Origin of the sequence: Marinicrinis sediminis, assembly GCF_042685085.1 — a bacterium.
Classification (GTDB): Bacteria; Bacillota; Bacilli; order Paenibacillales; family KCTC-33676; genus Marinicrinis; species Marinicrinis sediminis.
In genome coordinates this window covers 63,061-78,657 of the sequence record NZ_JBHUMM010000007.1, presented here as the reverse complement: position 1 = coordinate 78,657, position 15,597 = coordinate 63,061, and the positions used below count along the sequence as shown (strand labels likewise).

Sequence of the window (15,597 nt, the reverse complement as noted above, 5' to 3'; positions counted from 1 at the left end):
ATGACAGAGTGAAGCGTGTCAGTTATACGGCGATAGGGGATTCCCTCACGGCCGGCTACGGTGCTCCTTCGGGGAGAGGGTTTGTACCGATTGTAGCCAGTATGGTCGGTCATCGCATCAAACAAACCGTTACCATCTATGATTACGGGGTAAATGGCGCAACTTCCAGCGATATGCTGCATGGACTGAGGACCAATTCGCTTTTGCGCGCACATATCGGGGAGTCTCAACTGCTGACCATCACGAGCGGGGGCAATGATCTGATTGAAGCCGCGAAATCGTATATCTGGAATGAAAGCAGGTGGCCGCTTAATCGGGCCCTTGTCACCATTAAGCACAATATCGCTCAAATGCTGCAAATCATTCAAAGTATAAAAGGCAAAGACTCCTATCAGCTCATTTTGCTGGAACTGTATGATCTGGCTCCCGATATGGCTGAAGTGGGCCGCTATATCCAAGCGTACAATGCAATTTTGCATGGCTTTTCAAGCCGGCATATTCGAATTGCTCCCATCTATCGGGCTTTTCAGCATCGGGAGCGGTATCTGCTGTCCGGAGACGGGGTTCATCCGAATGAAGCCGGTTATCGGGTCATGGCGGATGCGGTTTATGAGACCATTCAATTTCCGATTGTCAGGACACATCGCACACGCAAATAAGAAGGTGCAGAAGAGGGAAGGGATATCCTCTTCTGCACCTTGGTGTGATGCGAGACTGGTGGTAACTGTCATACGGAGGGTCTAGCGGTTGGCAGAAGCCTGCTGCATGTTTCGCTGATCCGATCCGGACTCTTCCTGGCTGCTGCCCGACTTGATGTTCTGAATGGACTTTAGCTCCATTCGGCTGTTGCCCTGGAAGATGCCGCCTTGGGCAATGACCAGAGAGCCCGCGGTCAGATTGCCAATGAGCTTTCCGGTATGTGTGATGTGCAGATTGCCTTTCGTCTGGACGGCGCCCTGGATATGTCCGGCGTTGATGATATTACGGGCGATTATATTGGATTCTGCCATTCCTTTCTCACCGATGGTGACGTCTCCCTGGCAGATGATATCCCCAATCACCTTTCCTTCAATTCGCAAGCTGGCCTGTGATTTGATTTGTCCCTCGACAATGCTGCCTTCTCCGATTAACGTATCCGTGTGACTGGCTTTCATTTCTTTTTTTCCTTTGCTTTGCAGCATAAGTTCCTTCATCCCTTTCTTGAATCGGTTAGATCCGGCGTCCCTTTTTACGGCAAGTATGCGGCCGGGTTCTGTATGCGGCCTGACTGATGAACCTCATAGTGGAGGTGGGTGCCTGTGCTGCGCCCGGTACTTCCCATTTTGCCAATCGTGCTTCCTTTCTGGACGGATTCTCCCTCCTTGACGAGCCTGCTGCTTAGATGCATGTAGGTCGTCTGGAGCCCATACCCGTGAGAAAGGATGATGTAATGGCCCTGGCTGGAACTGTATCCGGCCGCTTCCACGACTCCGTTGGCCGTCGCATAGATGGGATCTCCAGCTTCGCCGTCGATATCCAGTCCTTGATGAAATCGTACGACGCCAGTGAACGGATCTTTGCGATAGCCGTATGTAGAGGTAATGCGTCTTGTACGAGTGGGCCATACGCTAGGCGTGGCTTGCAGACGTTTCAGCTGATTGTCCAGCTGTTGCTTGGCATCCTGCAGGGAAGTTGTGAGCATACTCGCTTCCTCGGTCGCCTGTTTCAAGCTTTCATAGTGAACGTTCGTCCATTCCTTCCACGAAGTGGACAGATGGCGAGATGGCATTTGCGGGGTCATGGCGGCCTGAATCTGGACGGGATGCGTGGCGGATGAAGCCTCTTCTCCCAAAATGGTTAAACCGGATGATTTGCCCCCCTTTAACATCGCGTGATTGCGAAGCTCTTCCTCAAGCTGTTTCACGGCTTCCATTTGCTCCATGAACTGCTCGGTTTGCTCAGACAAACGAAGCATGTCATGCTCAAGCTGTTGAATGGTTTCGTCTTTTTCTTTTTTCAGATCGGCATATTGCATTTCTTGTGAGCTGATCTCACTACGCAGGAACGAAATGGTGCTCGTAAAACGTTTATGGACATCCATTTGCCAAACAAAGAGCATGAGGATCAGCACAGCCAGGACCAGAGGGAAGAGGAACAGCCAATAAGCAGCGAATCGTAGTCTTCTTGTCGACTGGTTTGCACCAGGAATAAACAAGAAGGTGAACTTGTGATGCCATTCCGGTTTGCTCATTCCAACTCACCAGCCTGTTTTCTAATCTTTCGATTTCAATGTATGAGGGAAATAGGACAGATAGAATCGAAATTCTCAGGGACAAGCAAGAAGAGAGAGGAAGATGGACAGAAAATAAGAAAACCCTCCCTGCAAATTGCCATGCAGCGCATAGCGGTATACAGAGAGGGATGGAATGTTTACGGGCGATGGTCTTCGGAAAGGTGGAATCGCTTTTCCAGTCGCTTGCCCACCAGCCACAGTATCGACAGGATGGCAAGACCTACGATCCATTTCCAGGGTTGATAGAGGAAAGAGGTGATATCGTAGCCAACCAGGGTAATGATCAGGATCATAATGCTTTTCCCCAGCATGATGGCGATAAAAAAGACGCGAGTGGGGAGATTGGACATGCCTGCTGTAATATTGATGAGTGCAGAGGGGGTAAACGGGAAACAGGAAAGCATGAAAATGGGGGTAAAGCCCCTGGTCTCGATCCACCTGAACAGACCCTGGCTTTTGCGCAACTTTCGTTCCATATAATGACGGAAGCGGCTGCCGAGCCATCGGCTGAGACCGAACACACTCATGGCTCCGAGGACGACCCCGATCCAGGAGAGCAGAAAGCCTTCCACTGGCCCATAGGCATTTACATTGGCCACGATGATGGCGAACAGAGGCAGGATCGGCAGAAAGGCCTCGATCATAGCTGCTGCAATCCCCGGCAGCGGACCCAGTGCTTCATATTCATTCAAATAATGCTGAATGTCCGCCATGCTAATTTCTTTAACATTCTCTATGATGCTCACGTTTTCACCTTCTTCTAGAAGTCCATCCTATTCTACCACAATGCTTGTTCATTTATAAGACATGATGAAGTGTGAAAAAAACCGCAGCTTCCAGTAGAAGCTGCGGTTACATCATGGATCATACAGAATGGATCTGACAGATACCATTTATTTAACATAATTAATGAAATATGTCATAAATGATTAAGATCATCAATGATTAGACAGATGTGCTGGAAGACTGCTTGCGCTTCCACAGGAAGAAAGCTCCAGCGGCAAGGATGACCAGAAGCGCGGCGGCAAGAGACCAGATGAGTGTCTGGGAATTCGAGGAGGCTGCCGCAAGGTCCTCTTCGTCACCTTCGGCTGCCAGGCCGTTGTTCTCTCCCTGATAGAGCACCATGGCACTCCTGGCAGGCACGTCAATCTGATTTCCTTCCAGCGTCGTAATCGGCTGGGTTCCCGCCTGCTCGCCGTTCAAGACGACATGCCAGCTTCCATCCTTCGGAAGGGTGACCTGCTGATTGTTCTTGTCTGCGTTGTACACAACCGCAATGGTTTCCCAACTGTCCTGATTGGCATGATCGTTTATGGTGTAGGCGACCACTTCACTCGGCGTGTCAATAAAAGCGATATGCTCCTGAATGTCTTCCGCGGACGTCATACGGAAAGCGGGGTGGCTTTTTCGCAATTCAATCATGCCCTTGAAATAATCCACCACATGCTGATACTGATCTTTGCGCACCCAGTCAAGCTGATTGACGCTGTCAGGGGAGCGATAGCTGTTCTCGTCACCGCCCTTGGTGCGCATAAATTCCTGTCCGGCGTGGAGGAAGGAGATACCTTGGGAAGTGAGGACGATGGCAGAAGCCAGCTTGTGCATGCTTTCCTTTTCCTCATCGGAGGCATCGGGATTGGTAAAGGTCAATTTATCCCACAAGGTGTTATTGTCGTGTGCTTCTACATAGTTGACGGACTGATCAGGCTCTACGGCATAATGCTGAATGAGCGAATTGTAAAAGACGCCCCCGGCCGCTGCTCCCTTGATCAAATAGGAATCCTGGTATTTCCCGTTCACCCAGCCAGGCTCATTTTGGTTGAAGACGGAGCCTTTGATACCGTCCCGGGTGGAATCATTGAATTGTCCAATGCCCGGCAATTGACTGGCATTGTTCTGATTGGCCTTTTCCCCGGCATCAAGCTGTGTACCGAGATCCCACCCTTCCCCGATGGTGATGATCGATGGATCAATCTCATCGAGCGCTGCGCGCACCTCATTCATCGTATCGATATCGTGTATGCCCATCAGGTCAAACCGGAAGCCATCTATGTTGTATTCTTTCGCCCAGTAAACGACGGAATCGACGATCAGCTTGCGCATCATTTTTCGTTCGGAAGCCGTGTCATTGCCTACGCCGGAACCGTTGACCAGTTGTCCATCCTCCGTATAGCGGAAGTAGTACCCGGGAACGAGCTGGTGCAGACTGGAGGTATTGACTGCAAACACATGATTATATACCACATCCATAATGAGGCGCAGATCATGGTCATGCAAGGTTTGAATCGTCTTTTTCAATTCTGTGATGCGTGTATACGGATTGTAAGGGTCTGTCGCGTATGAACCTTCCGGTGCATTGTAATTTTTTGGATCATAGCCCCAGTTGAACTGAGGGGTGTCCAGTTTTGTCTCATCGACACTCGCATAGTCATAGAACGGCAGAATCTGTACATGGGTCACACCGAGATCGAGAATGTGATCCAGTCCGGTCTTGGTACCATTGGGACCGGTGGTCCCTTTTTCTGTCAGACCGAGGAATTTTCCTTTGTGCGTAATGCCGCTCTCGGGATGCATGGATAAATCGCGCACATGAAGCTCATAGATGATGGCATCGACCGCATGTTCGAAGGCTGGCTTGGAATCGGGCTTCCAGTCGTCCGGATTCGTTTTATCCAAATCAACGACAACGCCCCGGTCTCCGTTCACCGTTACGGTACGGGCATATGGATCGACGGCTTCGTTCCAGCTGTCCCCGATCAATACTTTGTACGTATAGATCGTTCCGTCCTGATCCCCGTCCAGCTTGGCGATCCAAGTGCCGTTTGCATCTCTCTGCATATCCAGCTCCGTTCCGTTCTCGGTATCCCAGCTGTCATAGGTGACCAACTTTGCTTCTCTCGCAGTAGGCGCCCACACTCTGAATCGGGTCTCATTCTTCGTATATACGGCACCCAGGTCTTCGCCCTCATACGTCATGATGTCTTCAAAGGATTGGCTGCTGAAAATGTCTCCCATGGTCAGACTGGCCTCGATATAGCCTTCTTTGTACAACGTATAAAACTGATTCAGATCAACCGGGTCCTTGAGCTGAATTTCCGCATTCCTCATATAGCCGTCTTCACTCAGATCAAGCGGAGTGACCTTCAGAATGGCAGGGCTGGCTTGCTCGCTCTTCAGAGAAAAGCCCATGTCGCCGTCCGTCGGCTTGAACGGTATATTGGTTTCGATCGTCAAGGTATCAATTTCATCGAGCTCTGCACTCATAATACGGGGAGAACGATCTACCTGGGATTCCTTATAATGCACGCGTTCCTGGTTCTGGGCCAGCCAGATTTCTGCCGTACCATCCTCCTTTATTTTGGATATGAAGCGATCTCCGAATTCTCTGTCGTTCCATTCATTATCTGCTGTACTTTGCCGTACGATGAATCCGATTTGACTGGCGTCCTGCATGCCAGTCAAGGTGAAGCGAGCTACAGCGCCAAAATCGTCCTGTTCGCTAAAGGAATACGACGCCCCGTCCTTTCCTTCGGGCCATGCCCACAGATTCCATCCTTCGTAGTTCTGGTCATAGCGGTAGTAGTGAACTGTGACCTCTACTTCGTCAAAGCGCTGTTCTTCTTTCGGTTTGCCTTGTTCGGAGGTATAGACGGTCGAATCACCGCCAATCAGCCAGATTTCTGCTTCTCCGCCCAATATATCCTCGATGAAGCGATCCTCATCGATATCTTTTTCCCAGTCATCTGTCCGTACGATAAAACCGACGGAGGTGTGATCCCCGTTCAGGGTAATCTCGGCGACCTGACCGAAGGCATCAGTGCCAGTGAACGGATAAGCGGCCCCGTCTCCACCTTTCGGCCAAACCCACAGATTCCAGTCCTGCGTACTGCCTTCCGCAGCCTGATAGTGAATGGTTACCTGGGTCTGTGCTTCTGCTGAAACCGTTTGCAAAACTGGCGATGGCGAAATCACACTCATCAGCATCATCAAAGCTGCAAGCATCGCGATCCATTTTTTTCTCATTTTATTTATGTCCCCCTTCTGTCTGTCTACCCGTGTGCAAGCGCATTGAAAACGTTTGCATCTTTTATTATATCGGATGATCAGCAGGTTGCCAAGAGAGAAGAGATGAAGAGAAGATTGGAAATTTGATACAATGAAAAGAAAATAGAAAGAGGGAATGAAGTGGATACGAGTGCAGTTGCAACCGTCGTGATTCCTACCTTTCATCGATTGATGACACTGGCAGAAGCTTTAGAATCGTTAAGCAGGCAGAGTGAGAAGAGATTTGAGGTTATCATTGTCAATGACGGGGGAACGGATGTCATGCCCGTGGTAGCTTGTTACCCGGAGCTGTTGATCAAGGTGATTTCATTTCCGCGCAACCGTGGTCATGTCGCGGCGCGAAATGCAGCGATCAAGCAGGCCGTCACCCGATACATCATGCTGCTGGATGATGATGACCTGGTCGCTCCGAGGCACATGGAGCTTATGCTGGAAGCGTTGGAGAGGGAGCAGGCACAGCTGGTCTACAGTGATGCGGAAATTTTCCGGTATGAGATGGGGGAGCTGGGAAGGCAGTCAACGACTCGAACCCCGTTTTCGTTTGCGTATGATCCGGTGCTGCTGCGATCGTTTCTGACGATCATTCCCTCAGGCACCCTCTATGAACGATCCGTTCACGACAAGATCGGGCTGCTCGATGAAGAGGTGGCGAATTACTGGGACTGGGATTTCTTCCTGCGAGTCTCTGCCTCGTGCAAGGTGACGCGTTTGCCGGTGGCTAGCACGTTTTATGCCTTCTCGGGCAGAGCCAGCGATCATCAGTCTGCCCAGTTCACGCCGAAACGCGGGAGGTATCTCGCCAGATTGTGCAGCAAGCATGGACTGGGGATGCTGAAGATGGAGAATTTTGATACGATGACCCGAAGTGCAGAGCTGGCTGCCCGTCAGGCCGTCACCCGCCGCATATGGGATGGCTCGCCCATTTACAGCCGCTACCCTCAATCAGTCAAATCATCCCCTCATCCTGGGCTTTCCTCGCTGCCTGAATCCGATCTCTGACATCGAGCTTGGAATAGATGCTGGAGATGTAATTTTTGACGGTTCCTTCGGACAAATACAGTTTTTCAGCGATTTCACGATTGTTGAGACCGTTGGCGATGCATTCGAGGACCTGCAGTTCGCGTTCACTTAATCCGTACAGGTCGTCCTGGCGCTTGTGAAGCAGTGAAGGCGGGGCGGCTTCCTGTCCTTGTGTGGTTTCATTGGATTGTTCTTTCAACTGGCTGACCAGCATTTGAGCGATATCCTGCGGAATGAGACTGCCGCCCTGCTGAACCCACTTGATGCCGGAGATTAGTTCTCTCGGGTGAATAGCCTTGAGCAGATAACCTTCCGCGCCGCCACTAATCGCTCCCACCACATAGTCCACCTCCTGGAAGGTGGTCAGCACGATCACGCGGATATGTGGATACTGGGCTTTGATTTTCTGTGTAGCTGCTACGCCGTCCATAACTGGCATATGGATATCCATGAGCACGACGTCCGGGGATAGCTCTTCACACATTTCCAGCGCTTTCAGTCCGTTTTCCGCCATTCCTACTACCTTCAGTTCGGGGTCCATATCGAGCACGATATGCAGGCTCTCCCGAATGAGATCCTGATCGTCGACCAGCAAGATTCTGATTTCCTCTTTGATTGACATGAGCAAGACTCCTTTGACATAATCGTTTGCCATCCTGGGCCGCCGTCCCTTGTGTGCATCTGCCGGGGAAGGGGGCTACAGCGGAAATGTGCATGTGACACGGGTGCCCTCATGCAGTCTGGAGGTCGTGCGAAGGGTTCCGTTCAGCCCTTGTACGCGATCCTTCATCGATTTTAGTCCAAATCCGTATATCAGTTTGTCGGTCCCGATGCCATCATCCTCAATTTCAACATGAAAAGCCTGAGGTCGATAAGCCAGCACGACTTGAATATGTTTGGCCTGTCCATGCTTTTTCGCATTGGTCAGCGCTTCCTGAATGCAGCGGATGGCATTCATTTTCAAGGTGCGTGACAACTCCACCGGTGTCCCGATCGTACGCAGGTTGATGCTGGTTTGCGTATGGAGGGCAAAGTCATCGGTGAGGCGCTGCAAGTACGCCAGGAGTTGAACTTCCTCCGATTCAGGCGCAATCTGATGGATGTTTTTACGAATTTCATCCAGCCCGGTACGGGTCACCTCACGCAGCACATCGAGCTTCTTCTTGGCTTCTTCAGGCGCGGTATCCATCAAATAATGAACAGCGTCCATGCCCATGATGACCGATGTAAACGTATGGCCCACGGTATCGTGAAGCTCTTTGGCCAGCCGGTTGCGTTCTTCCAGCTTGCTGAGGGCCTCGACTTCTTTAATATATTGCTGCAGCACTTCATTCTGATAGTTGATGAACTGATACTGTTCCTTGTTCTCATCCAGCAGTTTCTGCATATCCCGATTGGATTCCAGAATGCGTCCAAAGGAAAAGCCAATTCCGAACAGCAGGAAAGTGTTCAGTAACAGATCCGGATAGAGCCATACGCTGCCATCGGAGATGAGCCAGGAAGTGAGCAACGGAAATGCGAGCAGATAAACCGGAAGCACCCATATGTATGTACTGCGATGAGCGAGATAGGCGACCAGCAAGGTCGGAAACAAAATGAGACCGACTTCTTCGCGAACAAAAAACGACAGGTAGAACTGGAGTGTTCCGCTTGTAATCAGAACGACAAATGGAAACCATCCCTTGTGAACATATCCCTGTCTCCAGAAAAAAAGAGGCAGTCCGAATGATCCCAGCAAGGAGAGGGTGAAGGGCCAGAACGGAACATGTCCGAGTGCAGCTGGCTGAAACACAATAAAATACATGCCAAGCAAATGCCAAAAGAAATGGATGGCAAAGAGCCCCCAATCGAGCCAGTGCCACTTTCTGCGATCAATCATTGCCATCCTCCTTTATGATGAATCTTCATAAATATTCGAGATTTTGTAACTATATTGTATAAGAAACGTAAGTAAAGAGATAGTGAAAACAGTCATACATGAATATGACCGATGATATGACGAATTGCACTGGCTGCATGACAGGAAAAAAGAGTAAGATGAGTGAGAGTGTAAGAGAAAGGAGCCAAATCATGTCAGACGTAATCGTACAATTGAAGCAAGTAAGCAAGCGTATCGGTAAAAAGAAAATCATTGACCAGCTTTCCTTTGATATTCCAAAGGGTGAGGTGTTTGGATTTCTGGGTCCCAACGGGGCAGGGAAGACGACGACCATTCGAATGATGGTGGGGTTGATGTCGATTTCCGAGGGTGAAATTCTTATTAACGGACATAGTGTCCGCAATCAGTTCGAACAAGCCATCCGCGAAGTAGGGGCGATTGTAGAAAATCCGGAAATGTATAAATTTTTGACCGGTTATCAGAATCTGGTTCATTACGCGAGAATGAATGATGGCATTACGAAGGAACGAATTGATGAAGTAATCGAGCTGGTGGGCTTAACCAAACGCATTCACGAAAAGGTCAAAACGTATTCACTGGGTATGCGTCAGCGTTTGGGTGTCGCGCAGGCTCTCTTGCACCGTCCATCCCTGCTCATTCTCGACGAACCGACCAATGGACTGGACCCGGCGGGCATTCGCGAGCTGCGGGAATATTTGCGTCGACTCGCGAGAGAGGAAGGCATCTCCATCCTGGTGTCGAGTCACTTGCTCTCAGAAATGCAGATGATGTGTGATCGTGTGGCGATTATTCAGCAGGGCAAGCTGATTGATGTACGTATGATTGAGGATGAGAATGGGGATGCAACGGGTGCACGTACATATGTATACGAAGTAGGGGCAGCCGAAGCCGTCATGAGTCTGCTTGGCTCGGAAACGGCGTTTCAGCTGAAACAAGTCTCTGAGGAAGCGGTCGAGCTTACACTGGAGCGGGCGCAGATTCCGGTGATCACCAAAAAGATCGTCGAAGCTGGCATCGACGTGTATGGCATACGCGCCGTGACCAAATCGCTGGAAGACCAGTTCCTAGAAGTGACAGGAGGGAATCAGATTGCTTAATCTTGTACTAAATGAAAATATGAAAATTTATCGCAGGCTGCGCACATGGATCATGGTCGGCATTATGGTTGTCGTGGCCGTCATTGCTTCGTTTGCCTACCATAACCTGACGCTTGCTGATGGTTCTGCGGAGTTCTGGGGAGCTATGGTCAACCTTTCCATGATCTCGTTCTTTATTTTTATTTTTACCATTATCATTGCTGCTGATATTGTGGCCGGAGAGTTTACGTGGGGGACAATCAAGCTGCTGCTGATTCGTCCATCCAGCCGCTCGAAGGTACTGCTCTCCAAATATATCAGCATGCTGATATTTGCCGTTTTCCTCTGTATTGTATTGTTTGTGGTGCTGTTTCTGCTCAATGCGATCTTAACCGGCTTTGACTTCTCACAGGAAAGCTTTGCAATACCGGATAGTGAACATCCATTCGTCTATTTGCTGAAATATTATGGGCTTACCATGCTTTCCTTGCTGATGGTTGCCACGTTTGCCTTTATGATTTCCAGCGCATTCCGCAGCAGTTCGCTGGCGATTGGTCTGGCGATGTTCATTTATTTTACCGGTTCCATTATTACAGCCATTTTCATGCGATATTCCTGGAGTGATTACCTCATTTTCAAGCATCTCGATCTGACGATGTATCTGATGGATGATACTGGCGGGTTTGCGGATCATATGTCTCTGGGCTTCTCACTGGGTGTACTGGCCGTATACTTCGTGGTGTTCAATATTGTGAGCTGGGTCGTATTTAGCAAGCGGGATGTAGCGGCTTAAGCGAAAACGGATGTTGGATATACAATAGAAATAAAGAAGGGTTGTCTGCTAGCGCGATGCGCGTGCCAGACAACCCTTTCTCTGTTTACTTGTTATGCATCTGCATGGATGGCATTCGATTCTGTTGAAGCCTTCGATTTTGCTTGTGGTTGAGCCTGAGGGGCTTCTGCCGTTTCACGCATGGAGCTGGTGCCGGTAAATCGGGCGCCTTGCTCGATGACGAGATTGGCCGCGCTCACATTGCCTTCCAGTCTGCCCTTGCTCGTGATAGTCAGCATACCGGAAGCTTGAATCTCGCCATGAACTTCTCCGGCGATGACCACATGGCGTGCGGAGATATTCGAGTGGGCATTCCCGTTTTCCCCGATGACTACGTCCCCGTCGCAATGAATATCGCCTTGCATGGTGCCTTCTACCCGTATCGATGCTTTGGAAGTGATGTTTCCTTCAAAAACAGATCCTTCTCCAATTAACGTATCCGTCGTGGCTGGATCGACTGCAGAAGCCGGTTTAGATTTGAACATGTGCATTCCTCGCTTTACTTCGTATTCATATAAGGTCTGGGATCAACACGTTCTCCATCTACAAGCACCTCATAATGGAGATGGGGCCCTGTACTTCGTCCGGTAGAGCCGACTTGACCGATCCAGTCTCCTTTTTGAACCTGATCACCCTTGTCCACAACCATTTCACTCAGATGCATGTACCACGTTTCGATGCCGTTGCCATGCTGGATGCGAATGTTGTAGCCTCTGGATCGATCGTACCCTGCGTGCAAGACAGTCCCGTCCGCGGTGCTCATCACCTTGGTGTGGGTGGAAGCACCGATGTCGATGCCGGAATGAAAGCTGGCATAACCCGAGAACGGGTCTTTGCGATAGCCGAATCTCGATGTGATCTGTCTCGATTGTACCGGCCACAAGCTGGGGGTCATGGCCTGCAAATGCTGATAGGCCAGCATGTCATGCTTGGCATCTTGCAGGTTGACAAACATCGTATCCAGATCATCGGTCAGATGATGAAAAGTATCGGACGTATGTTCAGCCATTTGTCTGGCATCCAGCGTGTACAGGGAAAGGGATACGCCCCCTGTTCCGGTATGAATCGGCACTTGAGCGGCAGAAGCAATCTGGACCACTGATGATGGTTCAGACAACGGTTCAGCTGGCCCATTCGTTTGAGCCTGTTCGCCTTGAGCGGTCATATCACGGAGTTCATCTTCCAGATTTTCAAGCTGCTCCATCTTCTCCAGCACCTGATTGGCTTGCTCGGTTAATCCGGTGATGTCGGCTTCCAGTCGGGCGATGGTTTGCTCTTTTTGCTGCACCGTCTGATTATGCATTTCCTGCTTCATGATCAGTTGCTGTTCCAGTGTGGCGCGCAGTTTGGCATTGTCCTGATACAGGTAAAAGAACAGCACGCAAAGGCTGCACAGGATGAGGATGCTGGCAGGAACAATCCAGAGCAGGCTGCGTTGTATGGCGAAGCGGCGCACAGAGGCGTCTGCTTCAGGAATGACAACAATCGTCAATTTTTTCGTATGTATGCGCATGCAGTTCTCCTTCTAACGAACTATTCCCTTTAAAAAAAGAGGGACGAAAGACCTTATTCGATAAACGGGATACAGAATCCTTCAAGCAGATGGATTTTTTTTCTGTTGTGATTGAGGATCGGCCTTCATGACCTCCATGTATGTGCATAGTGCGAGGAAGAGGAGGAAGAAGGCGTACAACAGCCCGATCATATTGCCCATCCAGGGGGTAGGCATATCCAGCCAGGTGCCGGTAAAGAGCATGCCCCCGATCAGGATTAGTGCGCCCCACCCGAGCCAGTAACTGTAGGATTGCTTTGTTTTCTTCTGCTTGGAACCAGATCGTGACAGACGGGCGCGCACATAGATCAGGACCAGGAGCGGGAACATCACAAAGATCGAATTAAAAATGGAGCTGTAATGGCTGGTGGAATACGCTTTGGACACATTGCCGAATGAAAAGAGGGTGAGCAGCAGCAGAACGAGTGCCAGTCCTTTGTTATCATACCTACTGTGTGATTGTTCGGTTAGCTGGGTCCAGCCGATCAGTATGGCCTTGTATGCGAAGGCCACCTTCATCAGAATGAGCGGCAACCAGATGCTGAATACGACAAGATCGACCCGGTCGAGAAAATCAGTGACGTGGATTTGCTGAACGAGATTGTAATTGGGAAACAAAAAGCGATGCGCCAGCACTTCTCCAAATACAAGCGTAGACAGGACGAGCAGCAGGCAGAGAAAGATACTGGATATCACACCGCCATATCGGATGGCAGATTCGGTACGGTGATGGTCGGAAACGGTGTGCAGAAAGACACCAATCATCATCATGTCCCCGTACAGACCGAGATAGGCCATATTGCCAAACAGCATCTGTCTGGGTTCGCTCATTAAAATAGGTTGTATGAATTGAAAAGAGATTTCATTGAGCAGAAAGAGCGGAAGCAGCAGAATCAGGATGACGGTCATGGGCAGGATCATGCCGTTGATTCGCACCAGCTCTTCAATGCTGATGCTCCCGTAGTACATAATCAGGATAAAGAAGAGCAAGTTCAGGATTTCAAATGGCGTTCTTAACAGTAATGTGGACTGCATGAAGGAGGAAATGGTGAACAAGTCCCGTACGAGAGACATACCGAAAATCATCAGAAAGACGATGTTAATGCCTTTCCCGCCCCATCTGCCAAACAGTTGTTCATTGATGGCATATAAGTTGCGGCCAGGATATTTGGCCGACAGGGTCTTGTAGATATGGGCGATGAGGAAGATAAACAGAATCGGAATAAAGAAGGCAAACCAGGCATCCCGATGCAAAATGTTGAGGATTTCCTTGGGCAGCACGAGCAGCCCGCCCCCGAGCACGATCGTGGTGATCATGCCGGAAAGCTGGCGGTGGCTGATGATTTCTTTAGGCAACTGGGAAGCAGGGGCACTATGACGATTGTCAGGTTGTTTGCTTCTGCTTCCTCGTTGCTGATTGTCCAGCTGCTTGATTCGCATGACCATTTCCTCCTCTGCAAATTCACTTCATCCAACTCATCAGCCAAGGTGCCAGGGTAGAGGAAAAATAGTCGCTTGGCATAGGCACCCTCACCCCTAACAAAACAAACAGGTACAAGATCAATGACAAGCTGTAGATCACGTAAAACGGGTACGGACGTTTCTTCATAGCAGGCTTGGCGGCGAGCTGGTCCCAGGCCAGGCAGGCAAGCCACAGCAGCAAATACAAAATGAGAAACAGACTGTTCAACTAGATGCCCCCCTCGCCGATGATATTTTCTTCGATCAGTCCGATCCGGGTAATCGTGGGATGAACGGTCACCTGAATGTCCAGGTCTCCGAATACGTCAGACCATTCATCTTGATATCGATCCAGCCACAGCTGCGGATACTTGCGTCCAAAAGCGTTGCCAATCCCGATGTTATCCGCCCTTTGCGCCTGCATCAGCTTTAAGGCTGCGTCGATTTGATCTTCTATTTGTTGCCGAATGAGCGTCTTGAAGCGATTCATTGTTTCCTCTTTCAGCAGATCGGTGTTCGTCTGGGATTCCAGAATACCCAGGTCTGCGTCCACCCGAATGGATATACGCGGTTTGCTGTCCTCCAGCTGGATGTCCATCGACAATTCGGCATGGTTGACATTGTACGTAATCGCGGCTTTTTTGCTTATTTTCACCGTGCCGCCAGGAGGAAAAATGTCGGACTGAAGCCAAAGCAGTCCTTGTTCGGCTTCCCCGGTAAACGTGCCTACCATACGTTCGTCCTTGAACTGCGCGTAGCCCAGATGGTTGATTTCCCTGGACGTTTCAATCCCGATTTCATTTTCCTTCACTTCCATATAAGGAATGGTCAGGTCCATGCCTTTTTGAGACATGATGACCGAAGCATTTTTCAGTGTCATGGGCTTCATCCCGAATGATTTGGTAATCTCTCGGATGGATTCGGCAGGAAATCGCTCCAGTCGTGGCTGAGCATTGATGAGTTCATAGGCGGGCCCCTTCGAGATGACCACATAGGCAGACAGCCGGTTTTCAGGCACTCTTGCCAGCGCGTCAAAATAAAAGTGGATGCCTTTTTCGGCAATGGCTTCACTAATGATGAATACACGCCGATGTGCATAGAACAGCTGTCTCGACATGCGTTTCTGAAGCTTGGCTGTCGCGGCGCGAAGGGTGGGGGCAATCGCAGAATCGACATAATAACTGCTGCCGCTGCCTGCTGATCCACCGCCGCCTCCCGTGGCCCCGCCCAGCTGACCGGCAAGCGGGACCTGGACACTCATGCGAACCTGATTGTCTGGCGCGACATCAATGGCGGTTGCGACTACGATAGCGGTATCATTGATCTCCACCCGATCCCAGCAACTGGTGCATAGCAGCAGTACACCGATGCCGCATAGCATCTTGGATATGGTGTTGGTCATTTTGCCTGGCATGA

At 50.1% G+C, this 15,597-nt stretch carries 14 protein-coding genes and 1 pseudogene; 4 read left to right on the top strand and 11 right to left on the bottom strand.

Annotated elements, in window-relative coordinates:
- Nucleotides 1–8: 8 nt before the first annotated feature.
- Nucleotides 9–659, top strand: coding sequence for a GDSL-type esterase/lipase family protein (locus ACFSUC_RS04430; protein ID WP_379928281.1), 651 nt, complete (start codon nucleotides 9–11; stop codon nucleotides 657–659).
- An 81-nt stretch (nucleotides 660–740) separates the two neighbouring features.
- On the opposite strand, the gene ACFSUC_RS04425 is transcribed toward ACFSUC_RS04430, so the two are convergent.
- From ACFSUC_RS04425 to pulA, 4 genes and pseudogenes are all read right to left on the bottom strand, one after another.
- On the bottom strand, nucleotides 741–1,181 hold the full coding sequence (locus ACFSUC_RS04425) for a bactofilin family protein (RefSeq protein ID WP_379928280.1): 441 nt from the start codon (nucleotides 1,179–1,181) through the stop codon (nucleotides 741–743).
- A gap of 47 nt (nucleotides 1,182–1,228) precedes the next feature.
- Complete coding sequence (locus ACFSUC_RS04420) at nucleotides 1,229–2,230, bottom strand: M23 family metallopeptidase (protein WP_379928279.1); 1,002 nt, start codon at nucleotides 2,228–2,230, stop codon at nucleotides 1,229–1,231.
- Nucleotides 2,231–2,409: 179 nt separating this feature from the next.
- Nucleotides 2,410–3,018: a TVP38/TMEM64 family protein gene (locus tag ACFSUC_RS04415; protein ID WP_379928278.1), complete on the bottom strand. Its 609-nt coding sequence runs from the start codon at nucleotides 3,016–3,018 to the stop codon at nucleotides 2,410–2,412.
- 367 nt (nucleotides 3,019–3,385) lie between these two features.
- A pseudogene (pulA, locus tag ACFSUC_RS04410) lies at nucleotides 3,386–6,298 on the bottom strand (type I pullulanase); the annotation flags it as partial.
- Between the two features lie 162 nt (nucleotides 6,299–6,460).
- Between pulA and ACFSUC_RS04405 the strand changes: the two are divergent.
- Entirely contained in the window at nucleotides 6,461–7,339 is an 879-nt protein-coding gene (locus tag ACFSUC_RS04405; RefSeq protein WP_379928276.1) for a glycosyltransferase family 2 protein, read from the top strand.
- Here ACFSUC_RS04405 and ACFSUC_RS04400 read toward each other — a convergent pair.
- Both ACFSUC_RS04400 and ACFSUC_RS04395 read right to left on the bottom strand, forming a co-directional pair.
- A complete protein-coding gene (locus ACFSUC_RS04400; protein ID WP_379928275.1) occupies nucleotides 7,287–7,982 on the bottom strand; it encodes a response regulator in 696 nt (231 codons plus the stop codon). The genes ACFSUC_RS04405 and ACFSUC_RS04400 overlap by 53 nt on opposite strands.
- Before the next feature lie 75 nt (nucleotides 7,983–8,057).
- Nucleotides 8,058–9,239 carry a sensor histidine kinase gene (locus ACFSUC_RS04395; protein ID WP_379928274.1) on the bottom strand — a complete coding sequence of 394 codons (1,182 nt, stop codon included), beginning with the start codon at nucleotides 9,237–9,239 and terminating at the stop codon, nucleotides 8,058–8,060.
- 191 nt (nucleotides 9,240–9,430) lie between these two features.
- Between ACFSUC_RS04395 and ACFSUC_RS04390 the strand changes: the two genes are divergently transcribed.
- Both ACFSUC_RS04390 and ACFSUC_RS04385 read left to right on the top strand, forming a co-directional pair.
- A complete protein-coding gene (locus ACFSUC_RS04390; protein ID WP_379928273.1) occupies nucleotides 9,431–10,357 on the top strand; it encodes an ABC transporter ATP-binding protein in 927 nt (308 codons plus the stop codon).
- A complete protein-coding gene (locus tag ACFSUC_RS04385; protein WP_379928272.1) occupies nucleotides 10,350–11,129 on the top strand; it encodes an ABC transporter permease in 780 nt (259 codons plus the stop codon). Before ACFSUC_RS04390 ends, ACFSUC_RS04385 begins: the two co-directional genes overlap by 8 nt.
- Before the next feature lie 92 nt (nucleotides 11,130–11,221).
- Here ACFSUC_RS04385 and ACFSUC_RS04380 read toward each other — a convergent pair whose 3' ends face one another.
- The 5 genes from ACFSUC_RS04380 to ACFSUC_RS04360 all read right to left on the bottom strand — a co-directional run bounded on the left by ACFSUC_RS04380 (nucleotide 11,222) and on the right by ACFSUC_RS04360 (nucleotide 15,595).
- On the bottom strand, nucleotides 11,222–11,653 hold the full coding sequence (locus ACFSUC_RS04380; RefSeq protein ID WP_379928271.1) for a bactofilin family protein: 432 nt from the start codon (nucleotides 11,651–11,653) through the stop codon (nucleotides 11,222–11,224).
- A 14-nt stretch (nucleotides 11,654–11,667) separates the two neighbouring features.
- Nucleotides 11,668–12,681, bottom strand: coding sequence for a peptidoglycan DD-metalloendopeptidase family protein (locus ACFSUC_RS04375; protein WP_379928270.1), 1,014 nt, complete (start codon nucleotides 12,679–12,681; stop codon nucleotides 11,668–11,670).
- An 81-nt stretch (nucleotides 12,682–12,762) separates the two neighbouring features.
- Nucleotides 12,763–14,160 carry a GerAB/ArcD/ProY family transporter gene (locus ACFSUC_RS04370; protein ID WP_379928269.1) on the bottom strand — a complete coding sequence of 466 codons (1,398 nt, stop codon included), beginning with the start codon at nucleotides 14,158–14,160 and terminating at the stop codon, nucleotides 12,763–12,765.
- 22 nt (nucleotides 14,161–14,182) lie between these two features.
- Complete coding sequence (locus ACFSUC_RS04365; RefSeq protein WP_379928268.1) at nucleotides 14,183–14,410, bottom strand: hypothetical protein; 228 nt, start codon at nucleotides 14,408–14,410, stop codon at nucleotides 14,183–14,185.
- Nucleotides 14,411–15,595, bottom strand: a complete 1,185-nt coding sequence (locus ACFSUC_RS04360) for a Ger(x)C family spore germination protein (protein ID WP_379928267.1) — start codon at nucleotides 15,593–15,595, stop codon at nucleotides 14,411–14,413. It abuts the gene before it with no gap.
- Nucleotides 15,596–15,597 lie beyond the last annotated feature (2 nt).